This is a genomic window from Streptomyces reniochalinae, from assembly GCF_003323735.1.
Taxonomy (GTDB): domain Bacteria; phylum Actinomycetota; class Actinomycetes; order Streptomycetales; family Streptomycetaceae; genus Streptomyces; species Streptomyces reniochalinae.
The window spans coordinates 38,941-54,438 of the sequence record NZ_QOIM01000045.1 but is presented as its reverse complement, the minus strand read 5'-3'; the positions used below and the strand labels follow the sequence as shown (position 1 = coordinate 54,438).

Below are 15,498 nucleotides of genomic sequence, written 5' to 3'. Positions count from 1 at the left end.
GGCCCCGCTGTCACCGTTCCCGGGGACTCGGCCTTGCGGATCCCGGGTTCCCGGCCTCTCCGGGGCGGGCTGGGGGCAGTGCCTAGGCGCGCTCCAGGACGGCGGTCACCCCCATCCCTCCGGCCGCACACACGGAGATGAGCGCTTTGGCCCCGGCGGGGGCGTCCCGCTGGGCGAGCAGCGCGGCGCCGGTCGCCACGAGCCGCGCCCCGGTCGCCGCGAACGGGTGCCCGGTGGCCAGCGAAGAGCCGGCGACGTTGAGCCGTTCCCGGTCGACGGGGGCCAGCCCCGCCTTCTCCCACGCGGCGAGCGTGGCCAGCACCTGGGAGGCGAACGCCTCGTGCATCTCGACCAGTTCGAAGTCCTCGATGCCGAGGCCGAGCCGCTCCAGCATGCGGGGCACGGCGACGGCGGGCGCCATCAGCAGCCCGTCGCAGGCGTCTTCGCCGTCGACGAAGTCGACGGCGGCCGTCTGGTAGGCGGACAGGTAGGCGAGCGGCCGCAGTCCGCGTTCGGCCGCCCAGTCCTCGCTCGCCAGGAGCACGGTGGCGGCGCCGTCGGTCAGCGGCGTGGAGTTCCCCGCGGTCATGGTCGCCTCGGCCGCGCCGCTCGCCGCGTCCCCGCCGGCGGCCGCTCCGAACACGGGTGCCAGCGCCGCGAGTTTCTCCGGCGTCGTGCCGGGGCGCAGGTTCTGGTCCCGGGCGAGCCCGTTGAAGGGCACGACGAGGTCGCGGAGCAGACCGGTGTCGTAGGCGGTGGCCAGCCGCTGGTGGCTGGTGGCGGCGAGGACGTCCTGCTCGTGGCGGCCGATGCCCCACGCGCGCGCGGTGCGGGCGGCGTGCTCGCCCATGGACAGCCCTGTGCGGGGCTCGGCGTTGCGCGGGATGTCCGGCATCAGGTGGCGGGGCCGGATCCGGGCGAGCTCGCGGGCCCGCTCCTTGAGGGTCTTCGCACGCCGGGTGGCGAGCAGGATGCGCCGCAGCTGGTCGTTCACGCCGAGCGGGGCGTCGCTGGCGGTGTCGGCGCCGCCGGCGATGCCTGCCTCGGTCTGGCCGAGCGCGATCTTGTTGGCGACGGCGATGACGGCCTGGAGGCCGGTGCCGCAGGCCTGTTGAATGTCGTAGGCGGGGGTGCGGTGGTCGAGCGCGGAGCCGAGGACGGTCTCGCGCGCGAGGTTGAAGTCGCGGCTGTGCTTGAGGACGGCGCCCGCGACGAACTCGTCGACCGCGTGTGCGCCGTGCAGCCCGTGGCGCTCCACCAAACCGTCGAGGGCCGCGGTGAGCATGTCCTGGTTCGAACAGGTGGCGTAGGGGCCGTCCGAGCGTGCGAAGGGGATACGGCTGCCGCCGATGACGGCGACGCGGCGCGGACGGTCCGCGCTGATGAGGCCGGTGGAACTCATCCTCGACCAAACTCCTGACCTGAAAGTAACCTTACTCCGAAGTAAATTTACGCGAGCCGGAGGAGTAGGGGAATGGCCGATCGCTACCTTCGTTGGACGCACACAGGACCGGGCCGTTTCCTCACACGCCGGCTCGGCCTCCCCCGTCCCGAGGTACTGCACCGCTGGACCGCGGAGCGTCCCACGCTGGAGGGCGGCCCGCTGCTGCACCTGACGGCCACCGCCACCGGAGGCTGCGACGAGAAGGAGCTGCGCACGGCGCTGGACGGCTGCGGCCTTCCCGTCGTACACGGTCCTGCGGACGGGGAAGGGCGCGTCGCCGCCGTACTCGTCGACGCTACGGCCCTCGGCACCGTGGCGGAACTGTCGGGCGTACACGCGTGCCTGCACCCGCTGCTGCGCCGGCTCGCGCCGTGCGGGCGCGTGGTACTGCTCGGAGCACGCCCCGCGCCGGACGACCACCACCAGGCCGCGGCGCAGCAGGCGTTGGCCGGCTTCATCCGCTCGCTCGGCAAGGAGCTGGGGCGGGGCCGCACGGCGAACCTGGTCCGCCTGGCAGCGACGGCGGGCGCGGACTCCGCGGCCTCCACACTGCGCTTCCTCTTCTCCCCCAGGTCCGCCTTCGTCAGCGGCCAGGTGGTCGAGGTGGCGGCGGACGAGACCGTGGCGCACTCCCGAGGCGGCGGCCCCACCGTAAGCGGCGACGGAAGCGGAACCGGCGGGGGGCGGCGTCTCGCCCTGGTGACCGGCGCCGCCCGCGGCATCGGCGAACAGATCGCACAGCGGCTGGCGCGCGAGGGGGCCCACGTCCTGTGCCTGGACGTGGAGCAGGCCGCGGACGACCTCGCCCGCGTCGCGGACCGCGTCGGCGGCACGGCGCTGCCCCTGGACATCACCGCCGACGACGCGGGCGCCCGCCTCGTCGAGGCGCTGCCGGACGGCCGGCTCGACGTCCTGGTCCACAACGCGGGCATCACCCGGGACCGCAGGCTCGTCAACATGGCCGCCGACCGGTTCACCTCCGTACTCGACGTCAACCTGGCCGGCGTGCTGCGCACCACCGACCACCTGCTGGCCGCGGGCGCGCTGCGCGGCTCACGCGTCGTCGCCACCGCCTCGATCGCGGGCATCGCCGGCAACGTGGGCCAGACCAACTACGCGGCCAGCAAGGCGGGCGTCATCGGCTTCGTACGGGCGCTCGCCCCGCGCGCGAGGGCGGAGTACGGGACCACGGTCAACGCCGTGGCGCCCGGTTTCATCGAGACGAAGATGACGGCCGCCGTACCGTTCCTCATCCGCGAGGCGGGGCGCCGGATGAACTCCCTCTCCCAGGGCGGGCAGCCCCTCGACGTGGCCGAGACCGTGGCCTGGCTCGCCGAGCCCGCCAGCCACGCGGTCAACGGCCAGACGGTCCGCGTCTGCGGCCAGTCCCTGCTCGGTGCCTGAGACGCCGCGACCTGAACGGAGCCCCCATGACGACACCGACACCACTGGCCCTGCACCTGCTCAAGGGAGCCCTCACCTCGCCCACCAAGCGGGGCCCCCACACCGGCGCCCGCCTGCCGCAGGACACGCTCACCCTGCCGCCCACCGCACCGGAACCCGAGCACGTGCGCCGCTACGCGCGGGTGTGCGGCCACGACCCCCGCGCGGACACGCTCCCGCCCGCGTACCCGCACGTGATGGCGTTCCCCCTGGCCACCCGGCTGATGGCACGCCGGGACTTCCCCTTCCCCCTCCTGGGGCTGGTGCACACCCGCATCGAGCTGACACGGCAGCGGCCGCTCGCCCGCACGGACGGGATCGCGCTGAGCGTCCACACCGAGGGCCTGGCCGCGCACCGCAGGGGGACGACGTTCGACGTGGTGACGCGGGCGGTCAGCGACGGGGAAGCCGTGTGGCACTCCCGCAGCACGTACCTGTGCAGGCACTCCGCCCCGGACACCGCGCCCGACGGGGACACACGTCCACGAGACGCGCCACCAGCGGGCGCGCCCGGCGAGGGCGCACAGCCCCCGGGCGCCGGCCCGCGCCGGAGCACGCGGCCGCCGGACGCCGAGCCCCTGCCCGCCGGGGAGACGTGGAGCCTGCCCGCGGGGCTGGGCCGCCGCTACGCCGCGGCCTCGGGCGACCGCAACCCCATCCACCTCCACGCGCTCACCGCCCGCGCCTTCGGCTTCCCCCGCGCCATCGCCCACGGGATGTGGACCTTCGCCCGCTGCCTGGCGGCCCACGAGGCGGGCAGCGGCGGCCGGGCCGACGGCATCGGCTTCGCGGAGGCGGACTTCAAGGCGCCCGTGCTCCTCCCGGCCCGGGTCGTGCACGCCGCCGACCCGGCCACCGGCGCGTTCGAGCTGCGCGGTACCGGCGAGCGGCCCCGGCTCCACCTCACCGGCCGCGTCAGCGCCGGACCCGGAAGCCGCGGCGAGACGGTCACCCGTTCGGCGTAACAAGAGGGGCGGGTGCACAGGCCCGGTGGTTGCGTGGCTGGAGTAGCGATCCTCTATGACGGGAGACTGGGTAATGGTCGTCGCGAAACTGCACGAAGCCGGACTGCGGAGTGAACACGCCTACTGCGCGGCCATGGCCTCGGTCGGCATCTCCTTCCTGAGCTGGGCCGCATCCGTCAAGGCGGAGAAGGCCGGCACGGACAGGGCCGACCGGTGGGGCATCTTCATCGGCGAGTGGGCGCCCACGTTCTTCGGCCTGGGCCTGGCCCTCTCCCAGTACGAGAACGGGAAGCTCTCCGGCTGGAAGAAGTAGCCGCTCACCTCGGCGCGGGCACCCACCGGGCGCCCTTGGTGAGGTTCTCCAGACCGGCCCAGCAGAAGTTCATCAGCGTCGCCGCCGTCTCCTTCGCGGAGGGGGCGGCGTCGGCACGCTGCGCCTTTTGCGTGTTGGCCCACTCGGCCAGCGACTCGGCCGCGCCGACCAGCGCGTGCGCCAGCCCTGAGACCTCCCGCTCGGCCAGTGCCCCGTCGCACCCGGCGTCCTGCGCCGCCTGCGCCAGCAGCTCCGTCACCAGCGTGAGCACCTCGACGCGCATCGCGGCGACCTCCCGCGCGATCGGCTCGCCCTGGGTGCGGGCACGGTGCAGCACGGCGACCCCGTCGGGGCGTGCCGCGGTGTGCGCGAAGAAGGCCGTCAGCCCGTTCCACAGCTGCTGGTCGGCCGAGACGCCACGCTCCCTCGTGCCCTGACGCACCGCCGCCACCAGCGCGCCGATCTCCCGCCGCACGCAGGCGGTGAACAGGTCCTCCTTGGACTTGAGGTAGAGGTACACCAGCGGCTTGGAGACCCCGGCGGCCTCCGCGATGTCGTCCATGGAGGCGGCCTGGTAGCCGTGGCGCGCGAAGGCGGCCACAGCGGCGTCCAGCATCTGCCGCTCCCGCACCTCGCGCGGCATCCGCTTCTGCCCCACGCTCTCCAACCCCTCTTCCCCGTCGCCCCGTCTGCCCCGTACCGCGTCAACTCCGGTCCCCCGCAAGCGTACGCGCCCCCGGCCGGGGGCCGGGGGCGCGCGGACACAGCGGGCGGGCAGGTCAGCCGGTGGTGACGGGCTCCTGCTTGACGGCCGGGCGGGGCACGGACGGGGCGTCGGCGTCCTCGATGCTGAAGCTGCGGGCGTGGGCGAACATCTCGCGGTCCAGGATCTTCTCCTTGGCGGAGACCAGGACCGGGATGACGACCTGCCCGGCGACGTTCGTCGCCGTGCGCATCATGTCCAGGATCGGGTCGATGGCCAGCAGCAGGCCCACGCCCTCCAGCGGCAGACCCAGAGTCGACAGCGTCAGGGTGAGCATCACCGTCGCGCCCGTGAGCCCCGCCGTGGCGGCCGAGCCGATGACCGAGACGAAGACGATCAGCAGGTACTCCTTGAGCCCCATGTCCACGTGGAAGAACTCGCCCACGAAGATGGCCGCGATCGCCGGGTAGATGGAGGCGCAGCCGTCCATCTTCGTCGTCGAGCCGAACGGCACCGCGAACGACGCGTACTCCTTGGGCACCCCGAGCCGCTCGGTGACCTTCTGCGTCAGCGGCATCGTGCCGACCGAGGAGCGGGAGACGAACGCCAGCTGGATCGCGGGCCAGGCGCCCTTGAAGAACTGGAGCGGGTTGACCTTGGCGACCGTGCCCAGCAGCAGCGGGTAGACGCCGAAGAGGACCAGCGCGCAGCCGACATAGATGTCGGCGGTGAAGGTGGCGTAGCTGCCGATCAGGTCCCAGCCGTAGTCCTTGATGGCGGTGCCGATCAGGCCGATGGTGCCCACGGGAGCCAGCCGGATGATCCACCACAGCGCCTTTTGGAGCAGCGCCAGGACGGACTCGCCCAGCTTGAGGATCGGTTCGGCCTTCTCCCCCAGCTTGAGCGCGGCGATACCGACGACGACCGCCATGAAGACGATCTGGAGCACCTGGAGTTCGGTGAACGGCGTGATGACGTCCTTGGGGATGATCCCCGTGAGGAAGTCCAGCCAGGAGCCCTGGGTGTCCGGCTCGGCGGCGTCCTTGGCGGACAGCCCCGTGCCGGATCCCGGGTTGGTGACCAGGCCGATGAGCAGCCCGAGCGCCACGGCGATCAGCGAGGTCGCCATGAACCACAGCAGGGTGCGGGTGGCGAGCCGGGCCGCGTTGTGCACGTTGCGCAGGTTGGTGATCGAGATGGTGATCGCGAAGAAGACCAGCGGGGCGACGGCCAGCTTCAGCAGCTGGACGAAGATCTCACCGATCTTGGTGAGTGCGGTGCCCAGCCAGGCGACGTCCCAGTTGTTGGCGACCCAGCCGAGGACCACGCCGAGGACGAGGCCGGCCAGGATCTGCGCCCAGAAGGGGACCTTGGGTATGCGGAAGCCCTTCGCGGGCGTGGCGGTATCGGACGGTGACGAGGACACGGACCTACTCCGGGGGCGTCATGGAGCGCGCCCAAAAAGGCGCGCTCTTGGGCTGGAAGGGGCGTCGCGAGCAGGGATCGCAGGACGGTGCGGTCGATTCGCGCCGGAGGGTAGTCCGGCCGCGCTGTCAGCGACAGGTCGCCGACATGCAGCGGCACAGATCGACGTGCAGCCGTGCCACGAGCGCCAGGCCGGGCCTTGCCCGGTGCGCGTCGGAAGTGGGGGCTGCGTTCGTCATGGCCGTCACGCTAACACTCCGTCTTTGGCTTACCCAAAGCATTCCTTTGGGTGGCAGGTACGGAACAGCTCAACGCCCCGCCGGGAGAAGCGCATTCCCGACGGGGCGTCGACGAAGGTGTGACGAGGGTTACACGACTACGGGAGTCACACGGCTACACGGTCCGCGACTCGCCGCGCGGCTGGGCGCCGTCCTCCTGGGACTGGTTGGCCGCCAGCCGCTCCTTGGCCCGGCCCACACCGCCCACGATCTGCTCGGACATGGCGTCCCGCTGCTTGCGCAGCAGCACATAGCTCAGGGGCGCCGAGAGGACCAGCGCCAGCAGCACCACCCAGACCGGGTTCGACTTGCCGATACCCGAGGGGATGACGCCGAACTGCGCCAGCAGCCCGACGACGACAAGGCAGCCGACGAAGATGCCAAGCCGCATGGTGGTGTAACGGAGCGTGGCGTGCGACCTGCTGCTGCTCACGGTGTCTTCTCCTCCATGCTCTCGGGCGTGTGGACGTTTGGGGCGTTTCGCGGATCCTCCCAGTCAAGCACAGGCCCCGCGGCGATCTTCGCCGCCCCCGGCCCGGGCAGCGGCCGGACCCAGGCGCGCCGCGGTCACTCCAGCACCCGCGCCGCCACTTGCAGATCGGCGAGGAAACCCGCGTACACCTCGTCCCGGTTCTCGGCGCGCAGGATCGCGGACGGATGGATCGTCGGCACCACCCGCTCGGAACGCCCCCGCACCACACGCTCCGTGCAGGTGCCGCGCTCCTTGGTGACGCGGAACGACGAGCCGAACAGCGCCTTGCCCGCCGTCGCCCCCAGCACCACCAGCACCTCGGGCTCCGTCAGCGCCAGCTCGGCGGCCAGCCACGGGCCGCACGCCCTCATCTCCCGCAGCGTCGGCGGCTTGTGGATACGCCGCTTCCCCCGCCCCTCCTCGTGCGCCCACTTGAAGTGCTTGACCGCGTTGGTGACGTACGCCTGCGCCGGATCGATCCCCGCCTCGCCCAACGCCCGGTCCAGCACCTGGCCGGCAGGGCCAACGAAAGGCCGGCCCCGGCGGTCCTCCTGATCCCCGGGCTGCTCCCCGACGAGCAGGACACGGGCCCGGGCGTCGCCACTGCCGAAGACCGTCCGCGTCGCGTCCTCGTGCAGCGGACACCCACGGCAGTCCGCCGCCGCTCCCCGCAGCCTGCGCAACCCCGCGTCGCCCCGCCCCGGCCGCTCCGGCAGGAACGGCGACGCGTCGTACGCCTCCTCGGGCCTGTCCGCACCGGTCCTTCGCCCCGCGCCCTTGTCAGTCGCCATACGGCTCGCGGTACCCCGCACCCCGGCGGCCCTCACAGGCCGCCGGCGGCTTACACCCGCATGGGCTGGGGCGCCTCGCGGCGGTCCGGGTCCGGCCCGTCGAAGGAGCGCAGGACACCGTGGTGGGCGTCGCGCTCGACGGGGCGGAAGCCGGTGTCGCGGATGAGCTCGACCAACTCGTCCCGCGTGAGGACGTCCGGGTCCCGAGAGGCCGCGGCAGCCGTCAGGCCCGCCATCTCGTCCGCGCCGTGCTGGAGCGCCAGCTGGGACGTCTGCGCGCCGTGCACCGCCCAGCGGGCCGCCACGTGCGCCACGTTGTCCAGCAGCAGCCTGCACACGGCGAACGTCGCCAGGACCTCGGCGCCGGTCGCGCCCTGCGGCCCCTCGTGGCGCAGCGGGACCAGAGCACGGAAGCCACCGGTCTCGTCCTGGAGCGCACGCAGCCGCAGCAGGTGGTCGACGCGCTCGGCGACCTCCTCGCCGTACCCGAAACGGAGCGTGCAGACGGTGGTCAGGCCCTTGTGGTGCGCCAGCCGGTGCACCCGGGCCCAGTCCGTCCAGCCCGCGCCCTCCGCCTCCCGCGCCACGTCCTCGGCCTCCGTGCCGGGCCCCTCGAAGCCCTCGCCCAGGGAAGCCGGCGCGGCCGCCAGCAGCTCGTCCAGCACCTCGCTCTCGCTCACCTGCGAGGCGGCGGCGAAACGGCTCACGTCGGCGGCTGTGAACGCGCGCAGCGCGACCGACTCGGGCAGGGCGGCGCGCAGCGCCCGCAGCGCCCGCACCCACTGCTCCCAGGCCGCGTCCTCGGCCGCGCCCAGGTGCAGTTCGGTGGCGCCGTCGGCTGCCAGGCGGGTGGCGGCCTCGACCATGTCGTCCACGTCGTCGGAGAGTTCGAGGCGGCGCTGCTCGGCGAAGTAGGCCACGTCGCCGTTCTTCAACGCCCGCGCCTCGTGCGCCAGACCGCCGAGCCAGGCCAGGTCGTCGGACGCGAAGAGCGCGACCCCGTCCTCGTGCCCCAGCCGCTCACCGGAGCGGACCTTGTTCTCAGCGTTCTCAGCGTTCTCAGCGTTTTCGGCGTTCTCCGCGTCCGCCGGCCGCCGCCGCAGCTCCCCGTCCATTCCTCGCGCCACCTGCCTGCCTCGTTGGTGCTTCTCGCGGTGTCGACCTGCCGCGTTCCATACGGCCCGCGACCGGGCCTCCCGTGCGGCCCCCGACGGGGCCCCGGGGGCCTTCCGGTGCCTCCGCGCGTCCCGACGACACTACGCCAGGCCGCCGGGGCCTCACTCCTCGGGCAGCTCGCCCACCCGGTTCTCCCACTTGGTGGACAGCACGATCGTGGTGCGCGTGCGGGAGACGCCCTCGGTGCCCGACAGCCGGCGGATGGTGCGCTCCAGCCCGTCCACATCCCCCGCCCGCACCTTGAGCATGTACGAGTCGTCGCCTGCGATGAACCAGCAGTCCTCGATCTCGTGCAGGGACCGCAGCCGCCCCGCCACGTCCTCGTGGTCCGTCGCGTCGGTCAGCTGGATGCCGATGAGGGCCGTCACCCCGAGCCCCAGCGAAGGGGCGTCGACAGTGGCGCGGTAGCCGGTGATCACCCCGGCCGCCTCCAGCCGGTTGATCCGGTCGGTGACGCTCGGCCCCGACAGCCCCACCAGCCGCCCCAGTTCCGCGTAGGAGGCCCTCCCGTTCTCCCGCAGCGCCTGGATGAGCTGCCTGTCCACCGCGTCCATGGTGCCGCTGCCTCCCGTTGTAGAAGTCCGAACCACGAATCTAAGGCATGGGCCCGACACCGCCCCGACCAAGCTCCCCCTCCCAGCGCCGGTACAACTGGTGCGGCACACCCGCCGCGTCCAGCGCCCGCCCCGCCACGAAGTCCACCAGGTCCTGGATGTGCCGGGCGCCCGCGTAGAAGGCGGGCGAGGCGGGCAGCACGACGGCGCCCGCCTCGTCCAGCGTCACCAGGTGCCGCAGCGTCTGCCCGCTGAGCGGGGTCTCCCGGACGGCGACGACGAGCGGACGGCGCTCCTTGAGCGTCACACTCGCCGCGCGCTGGAGCAGGTCCTTCGAGAGTCCGAGCGCCACACCGGCCACGCACGCCGTGCTCGCCGGGACGATCACCATGCCCTTGACCGGATACGACCCGGACGACGGCCCCGCCGCCAGGTCGCCCGGCGGCCAGTGGCGCACCCGGGCGGGGTCGGCGCCCGGCTCCGCCTTGAACGCGTCCGGGCTGCCGTCCGCGCCGCGGGCCAGCCAGCCGCGCAGGTCCGCCTCCGCGTGCGCGTCGCGGAACGGATGGCCCGTCTCGTCGAGGATCGTGAGGCGGGAGGCGCGGCTCACGACCAGGTCGACGTCCTCACCGGCGCTCAGCAGACCGCGGATGACCGCGGCCGCGTACGGCGTTCCCGAGGCCCCTGAGACGCCCACGATCCACGGCACCCGTCCTGTGTCACTCACGGGCCCGACCCTACTTGTGCCCTCCCGCTCCGCCCGGCGGGTCCGCCCCCTGGCCGGGAAACCGGACAGGCTCGGGGCGGGCACGGGGGCGCCCGCGTACCCTCGAGGCCATGCGTGTCACCCCGCTCCGCCTGACGGTCGCAGCCACGTGCGCGACGACGCTCGTCGCCGCCCTCACCGGATGCTCGGTGGCGGAGCGGCTGACCACGGGTCTGAAGGTGAAACACGCCTTCGAGAAGCTCGGCGAACAGCCGACGGCCTCCGTGCTGATGTCCGTGGACGGAAGCACGAGCGAGGCCGAGAAGTTCCTGCGCGCGGCAGGCGCCTCCGACACGGCCGCGACCCGGCACACCGCGAAGCTCCTCACCCGGGGTGAACTCACCTTCGCGGTGGGCTCCGACCGGGAGGAGACCCCGCTGAAGGAACTGAGCCGCTCCGAGCGGCTCCGCTTCGCGGCGGCGATCAACTTCGGCGGCAAGGACGTGCTGGCCGCCAAGTCGGTGGAGGAGAAGCTGTACATGCGGGTCAACCTGCGCTCGCTGGTGGCGCAGACGGGCGGAACCGCCGCGGACAAGCAGCGCGCCCGCCGGATCGTCTCGCTCGCCAAGGACCTGCCGACGACACTCGGCTCGGCCAGGGACGCGCTCAGGGGCAAGTGGGTGGAGATCGACCCCGAGGCGTTCGACGACTTCGCGCGCGCGGCCCAGGAGATCGCCGAGGACGAGAAGAAGGGCAAGTTCGGACAGCACGGCCCCGCGGTCTCCGAACAGAGCGACGAGACGAGCAAGCGCCTGAGCCGGGCGACCGCGGCGGGCCGCGCGCTCAACGGCGAGTCCGAGCGGGAGTTCCTGGAGGGCCTGGAGAAGACGCTCGGCGAGCACGCCGAGTTCCACAAGGCGGGCGAGTGGGGCGGCGCCGAGCACGTGACGGTCTCCATGCCGGCGCGCGAGGCCGCGCCGGACCTCTCGCGGGCGCTGGAGGCCCTGGGGGCGCGGCTGGACCCGGCCGAGGTCCCGGACAAGAAGGTCAGCGCGGACCTCCAGATCAGGCGCGGCCAGCTCACCGGCCTCACCGTCGACCTGGAGCAGTTCCTCGAAGGGAAGGACGCCAAGAAGGTGCACCTGCCGCTGCGGCTGGACTTCGGCGGGGGCCACGCCGTCTCGGTGGAGGCCCCGGACGGCGTCCGCGAGCTGGAGCCGCAGGACCTGCTGGCGGCCGTGGCGTACGGCGCTCTGGGCACCGGCGGGCTGTAGGGCCATCCTGGAGAGCGGCGCCGGAAGGCGGCTCATGAAGCCGCCCCGGGCCGCCGGGGAAGCGGCGGAACCACCGCCGGCGCGGGAGCACCACCGGCCGGAGGAGCCGGAGAACCACCGCCGGAGAAGCGGGGGAACCGGACAGCCCCCGCCCGGCGTTGTACGGACGACGGGACCCGTGTCGGTCCTGGGGGCATCGGGGACGGCGGGGACCGCTCCTCGCGAGGGAGGCGAGCATGGCGAACGGCTCGGGGGGCTCGGGCACCAGGGCGATGGCTGCGGGAAAGCTGATCGTCGGCTGGGTGGCGCTGCTGTGGCTGCTGGAGGCCGTCGACCAGGCCACGGACAACGCGCTGGACACCTTCGGCGTCGAGCCCCGCCGCGTGGACGAGCTGGTGGACGTCGTCCCGAGCGCCTTCATGCACTTCGGCTTCGAGCACCTGATCGCGAACACGCTGCCGCTGCTGATCCTCGGCTTCCTCGCGGCCCTGCGCGGGGTGGGCAGATTCCTGGCCGTCGCCGCGACGATCATCGTGGTCAGCGGCCTCGGCGTCTGGCTGATCGCCCCGGACGGAAGCAACACCGCGGGCGCCTCGGGGCTGATCTTCGGGCTGTTCGGCTATCTGCTGGCCCGCGGCTTCGTGGACCGCAGGATCACCGATGTCGCCCTCGGCAGCGTCGTCGCCGTCTTCTACGGCTCCATCCTGTGGGGCGTCCTGCCCACCGACACCGGCATCTCCTGGCAGGGCCACCTCTTCGGCCTCATAGGCGGCATCGTCGCCGCCCGCCTGACGGCCGAGCCCCGCCCGGCGGGCGAGGGCAAACCGGCCTGGCACTGAGCCACCCGGTGTGAGGGTAGCCAGGGAACTGGTTCTCCAGACGGCTGAGCTGTGAGTGCAGGCGGTCGGTCTCCGAAACGGTCACGGCGCTCTCCCTTCCCTAGCTCTCGATGGCAGAGGGAGAGGCTGCTCACACACTCAGCCCGCGCACCGCGAGATCCAGCAGGGCGCACACGAACAGGGCGATGCCGATGAAGCTGTTGACCTGGAAGAAGGCGCGGTTCAGGCGGGTCAGGTCGTGCGGGCGGACGATCGTGTGCTCGTAGACGAAGGCGGCGGTGACGATGACGAGGCCCAGCCAGTAGAAGGCACCCGCGTCCGTCAGCAGGCCGAAGGTGACCAGCAGGGCCACGGTGACCAGGTGGGCGGCGCGCGTGGTGTGGATGGCGGCCGCGGTGCCGAAGCGGGCCGGGAGGGACTTCACGCCGCCCGCCCGGTCGGCCTCGACGTCCTGGCAGGCGTAGATCAGATCGAAGCCGCCGATCCAGATGCCGACGGCCAGGCCGAGGACGGCGCCGTGCCAGGACCACGAGCCGGTGACGGCGAGCCACGCGCCGAGGGGGCCGATGGCCTGGGCGAGTCCGAGGATGGCGTGCGGGAAGTGGGTGAAGCGCTTCCCGTACGGGTAGACGACCATCGGCAGCGCCGCGAGGGGTGCCAGGGCCAGGCAGAGCGGGTTGAGCAGGGCGCAGGTGCCGAGGAAGACGACGAGGGCGACGGCGGCGCCGGTCCACGCCGTGCGCACGGAGACCGCGCCGGTGACCAGTTCGCGGCCCGCGGTGCGCGGGTTGCGGGCGTCGATCTCGCGGTCGATGATCCGGTTCGCGGCCATCGCGAAGGTCCGCATCCCCACCATGGCGACCGTCACCAGCAGCAGCTGCCACCAGTGGACGCTGCGGCTGTCGCGGTACATGGCGGTGAGCGCGGCGATGTAGGCGAAGGGCAGCGCGAAGACGGAGTGCTCGATGACCACCAGGCGGAGGAAGGCGCGGACGCGTCCGACGCCGGCGCCGGGCCCGGGGCCGACGATGCCCTCGGCGGTGCTGCTCACAGGCCGTACTCCTTCCAGCGGCGCGTCACCAGGTCGGCCACCTTCGCGTCGGACTCGATCATCTCCGGCCAGCCGCCGTCGCGCGTGTAGCCCTCCTCGGGGGTTTTGCGGGTGGCGTCGATGCCTGCCTTGCCGCCCCAGAACTGCTGGTAGGAGGCGTGGTCCAGGTGGTCGACGGGGCCCTCGGCCACGGTGAGGTCGCGCGCGTAGTCGACGTTGCCCAGGGCCCGCCAGGCGACCTCGTGCAGGTTCCGCACGTCGCAGTCGGCGTCGACGATGACGATGAGCTTGGTCAGCGACATCATGTGGGCGCCCCAGATGGCGTGCATCACCTTCTGGGCGTGCTTGGGGTACTTCTTGTCGATGGCCACGATCGCGCAGTTGTGGAAGCCGCCCGCCTCGGGCAGGTGGTAGTCGACGATGTCGGGCACGACGATCTTCAGCAGCGGCAGGAAGAACCGCTCGGTGGCCCGGCCCAGCGGCCCGTCCTCGGTCGGGGGCCGGCCGACCACGATCGACTGGAGCAGCGGCCGCTTCCGCGTCGTCACGCAGTCGATCCGCAGCGCGGGGAAGAGCTCCTGCGGGGTGTAGAAGCCGGTGTGGTCCCCGAAGGGGCCCTCGGGCAGCATCTCGCCGGGATCCAGCCAGCCCTCCAGCACGACCTCGGCGTCCGCGGGGACCTGGAGCGGGACGGTCTTGCAGTCGACCATCTCGACGCGCTTGCCCTGGAGGAAGCCGGCCAGCAGGTACTCGTCGATGTCGGCGGGCAGCGGCGCGGTGGAGGCGTAGGTGACGGCGGGCGGGCAGCCGAAGGCGATGGCGACGGGCAGTTTCTCGCCGCGCCGCGCGGCGACCTGGTAGTGGTTGCGGCTGTCCTTGTGGATCTGCCAGTGCATCCCGATGGTGCGCTTGTCGTGCCGCTGGAGCCGGTAGAGGCCCAGGTTGCGCACGCCGCTTTCGGGGTCCTTGGTGTGGGTGAGGCCCAGGTTGAAGAAGGAGCCGCCGTCGCCGGGCCAGGTGAACAGCGCGGGCAGCCGGTCCAGGTCCACCTCGTCGCCCCGGCGGACGACTTCCTGGACAGGCGCCTCCTTCACCTTCTTCGGCGGCACGTGCGTCATGGCACCGAGCTTCCCGAATGCCTCACGGAAGCCGACGAAGCCCTGCGGCAGCTCGGGCTTGAGCAGGCCGCCGATCTTGTCGCTGATCTCGTCGTAGGAGGACAGGCCGAGCGCCTTGAGCAGCCGGCGGTCCGTGCCGTAGACGTTCATGGCCAGCGGCATGTCCGAGCCCTTGACGTTCTCGAACAGCAGCGCGGGGCCGCCCGCCTTGTTCACCCGGTCGACGAGCTCCCCGACCTCCAGGTGGGGGTCGACCTCGGCCTTGACCCGGACGAGGTCGCGGTCACGCTCCAGCGCCCGCAGGAGCGAGCGGAGATCGTCGTATGCCATACCCCCCAGTATCTCCCTCGCGGCCCGCGCCCTGAGCGCCGGGGCCTGGGCGCGGCCCATTACGCTGGCACCGTGGGACCCGGACGCCGGGCCCTGCACCGCATCCGTCCGGCGGCATCTCGCACCCAGGGGGCGTTCCGCGTGATCATCAGGCTCCTGCCCGTCCTCGTGATCCTGGCCCTGTGGATCTACGCGTTCATCGACTGTCTGAACACCCCCGAGAACGAGGTGCGCAAGCTGCCCAAGGTGGTGTGGGTCATCCTCATCCTGCTGTTCGGGCAGGTGCTGCTGGGTCCCATCGCCTGGTTCCTGGTGGGCCGCCCCCGCCGCAACACCCCCTACGGCGCGGTACGTGCCGACGAACGCCGCTGGGTCGCCCCCGACGACAACCCGGAGTTCCTCAAGTCACTGGAGGGCGGCCGGCCGCCCGAGGATGAGGACGAGGCCGGCCGGGGCGGCGATTCCGCGCCCGAGCCGCGGCACCCGGACGAAGAGCTGCGCAACAACCGCCAGGACCGCAACCAGGACGACTCCTGACCCACCCTCCCGACGACGCCTCCCCGCCCCGCCTTCCTTCCCGGGAGGAAGCCCACCTTCTTCCCGCAGGAGAGGGAGC

At 72.6% G+C, this 15,498-nt stretch carries 16 protein-coding genes; 6 read left to right on the top strand and 10 right to left on the bottom strand.

Features of this window, described 5'->3' with window-relative positions:
* Window positions 1-82 precede the first annotated feature (82 nt).
* Complete coding sequence (locus tag DQ392_RS29640; RefSeq protein WP_114018796.1) at window positions 83-1,402, bottom strand: acetyl-CoA C-acetyltransferase; 1,320 nt, start codon at window positions 1,400-1,402, stop codon at window positions 83-85.
* A gap of 72 nt (window positions 1,403-1,474) precedes the next feature.
* Between DQ392_RS29640 and DQ392_RS29635 the strand changes: the two genes are divergently transcribed.
* The 3 genes from DQ392_RS29635 (at window position 1,475) to DQ392_RS29625 (ending at window position 4,165) form a co-directional block, all read left to right on the top strand.
* A complete protein-coding gene (locus DQ392_RS29635; protein ID WP_114018795.1) occupies window positions 1,475-2,848 on the top strand; it encodes a 3-oxoacyl-ACP reductase in 1,374 nt (457 codons plus the stop codon).
* A gap of 26 nt (window positions 2,849-2,874) precedes the next feature.
* Window positions 2,875-3,852: a MaoC/PaaZ C-terminal domain-containing protein gene (locus tag DQ392_RS29630; protein ID WP_114018794.1), complete on the top strand. Its 978-nt coding sequence runs from the start codon at window positions 2,875-2,877 to the stop codon at window positions 3,850-3,852.
* Window positions 3,853-3,925: 73 nt separating this feature from the next.
* A complete protein-coding gene (locus tag DQ392_RS29625) occupies window positions 3,926-4,165 on the top strand; it encodes a hypothetical protein (protein ID WP_114018793.1) in 240 nt (79 codons plus the stop codon).
* A gap of 4 nt (window positions 4,166-4,169) precedes the next feature.
* Here the strand turns inward: DQ392_RS29625 and DQ392_RS29620 are convergent, their stop codons facing one another.
* From DQ392_RS29620 to DQ392_RS29590, 7 genes are all read right to left on the bottom strand, one after another.
* Window positions 4,170-4,808: a TetR/AcrR family transcriptional regulator gene (locus DQ392_RS29620; protein WP_114018887.1), complete on the bottom strand. Its 639-nt coding sequence runs from the start codon at window positions 4,806-4,808 to the stop codon at window positions 4,170-4,172.
* 136 nt (window positions 4,809-4,944) lie between these two features.
* Window positions 4,945-6,294 (bottom strand): dicarboxylate/amino acid:cation symporter, encoded by a 1,350-nt coding sequence (locus tag DQ392_RS29615; RefSeq protein ID WP_114018792.1) that lies wholly within the window; start codon window positions 6,292-6,294, stop codon window positions 4,945-4,947.
* Between the two features lie 392 nt (window positions 6,295-6,686).
* Complete coding sequence (locus tag DQ392_RS29610; RefSeq protein ID WP_114018791.1) at window positions 6,687-7,004, bottom strand: DUF4229 domain-containing protein; 318 nt, start codon at window positions 7,002-7,004, stop codon at window positions 6,687-6,689.
* Window positions 7,005-7,138: 134 nt separating this feature from the next.
* Window positions 7,139-7,834 carry a UdgX family uracil-DNA binding protein gene (locus tag DQ392_RS29605; RefSeq protein ID WP_114018790.1) on the bottom strand — a complete coding sequence of 232 codons (696 nt, stop codon included), beginning with the start codon at window positions 7,832-7,834 and terminating at the stop codon, window positions 7,139-7,141.
* A gap of 50 nt (window positions 7,835-7,884) precedes the next feature.
* Window positions 7,885-8,949 carry a hypothetical protein gene (locus tag DQ392_RS29600; protein ID WP_220182671.1) on the bottom strand — a complete coding sequence of 355 codons (1,065 nt, stop codon included), beginning with the start codon at window positions 8,947-8,949 and terminating at the stop codon, window positions 7,885-7,887.
* Window positions 8,950-9,111: 162 nt separating this feature from the next.
* A complete protein-coding gene (locus DQ392_RS29595) occupies window positions 9,112-9,564 on the bottom strand; it encodes an Lrp/AsnC family transcriptional regulator (RefSeq protein ID WP_114018789.1) in 453 nt (150 codons plus the stop codon).
* A gap of 40 nt (window positions 9,565-9,604) precedes the next feature.
* On the bottom strand, window positions 9,605-10,291 hold the full coding sequence (locus DQ392_RS29590; RefSeq protein ID WP_114018788.1) for a UbiX family flavin prenyltransferase: 687 nt from the start codon (window positions 10,289-10,291) through the stop codon (window positions 9,605-9,607).
* 110 nt (window positions 10,292-10,401) lie between these two features.
* Here DQ392_RS29590 and DQ392_RS29585 point away from each other — a divergent pair, with 110 nt between their 5' ends.
* A complete protein-coding gene (locus tag DQ392_RS29585; protein ID WP_114018787.1) occupies window positions 10,402-11,544 on the top strand; it encodes a hypothetical protein in 1,143 nt (380 codons plus the stop codon).
* Between the two features lie 236 nt (window positions 11,545-11,780).
* Complete coding sequence (locus DQ392_RS29580; protein ID WP_114018786.1) at window positions 11,781-12,383, top strand: rhomboid family intramembrane serine protease; 603 nt, start codon at window positions 11,781-11,783, stop codon at window positions 12,381-12,383.
* Between the two features lie 130 nt (window positions 12,384-12,513).
* Here the strand turns inward: DQ392_RS29580 and mqnP are convergent, their stop codons facing one another.
* Window positions 12,514-13,434: a menaquinone biosynthesis prenyltransferase MqnP gene (gene mqnP, locus DQ392_RS29570; protein WP_114018785.1), complete on the bottom strand. Its 921-nt coding sequence runs from the start codon at window positions 13,432-13,434 to the stop codon at window positions 12,514-12,516.
* Window positions 13,431-14,882 carry a menaquinone biosynthesis decarboxylase gene (locus DQ392_RS29565; protein WP_114018784.1) on the bottom strand — a complete coding sequence of 484 codons (1,452 nt, stop codon included), beginning with the start codon at window positions 14,880-14,882 and terminating at the stop codon, window positions 13,431-13,433. The genes mqnP and DQ392_RS29565 overlap by 4 nt, the downstream gene beginning before the upstream one ends.
* 144 nt (window positions 14,883-15,026) lie before the next feature.
* Between DQ392_RS29565 and DQ392_RS29560 the strand changes: the two genes are divergently transcribed.
* The gene (locus DQ392_RS29560; RefSeq protein ID WP_245982136.1) at window positions 15,027-15,419 is read left to right on the top strand and encodes a PLD nuclease N-terminal domain-containing protein; all 393 of its coding nucleotides are present in this window, start codon (window positions 15,027-15,029) and stop codon (window positions 15,417-15,419) included.
* The last annotated feature ends 79 nt before the right edge of the window (window positions 15,420-15,498 follow it).

Bases quoted from the DNA above. Each gene is read 5' to 3' on its own strand.
- DQ392_RS29640 (WP_114018796.1), bottom strand. From the start codon at position 1,402: ATGAGTTCCACCGGCCTCATCAGCGCGGACCGTCCGCGCCGCGTCGCC.
- DQ392_RS29635 (WP_114018795.1), top strand. From the start codon at position 1,475: ATGGCCGATCGCTACCTTCGTTGGACGCACACAGGACCGGGCCGTTTC.
- DQ392_RS29630 (WP_114018794.1), top strand. From the start codon at position 2,875: ATGACGACACCGACACCACTGGCCCTGCACCTGCTCAAGGGAGCCCTC.
- DQ392_RS29625 (WP_114018793.1), top strand. From the start codon at position 3,926: ATGGTCGTCGCGAAACTGCACGAAGCCGGACTGCGGAGTGAACACGCC.
- DQ392_RS29620 (WP_114018887.1), bottom strand. From the start codon at position 4,808: ATGCCGCGCGAGGTGCGGGAGCGGCAGATGCTGGACGCCGCTGTGGCC.
- DQ392_RS29605 (WP_114018790.1), bottom strand. From the start codon at position 7,834: ATGGCGACTGACAAGGGCGCGGGGCGAAGGACCGGTGCGGACAGGCCC.
- DQ392_RS29600 (WP_220182671.1), bottom strand. From the start codon at position 8,949: ATGGACGGGGAGCTGCGGCGGCGGCCGGCGGACGCGGAGAACGCCGAA.
- DQ392_RS29595 (WP_114018789.1), bottom strand. From the start codon at position 9,564: ATGGACGCGGTGGACAGGCAGCTCATCCAGGCGCTGCGGGAGAACGGG.
- DQ392_RS29585 (WP_114018787.1), top strand. From the start codon at position 10,402: ATGCGTGTCACCCCGCTCCGCCTGACGGTCGCAGCCACGTGCGCGACG.
- DQ392_RS29580 (WP_114018786.1), top strand. From the start codon at position 11,781: ATGGCGAACGGCTCGGGGGGCTCGGGCACCAGGGCGATGGCTGCGGGA.
- DQ392_RS29565 (WP_114018784.1), bottom strand. From the start codon at position 14,882: ATGGCATACGACGATCTCCGCTCGCTCCTGCGGGCGCTGGAGCGTGAC.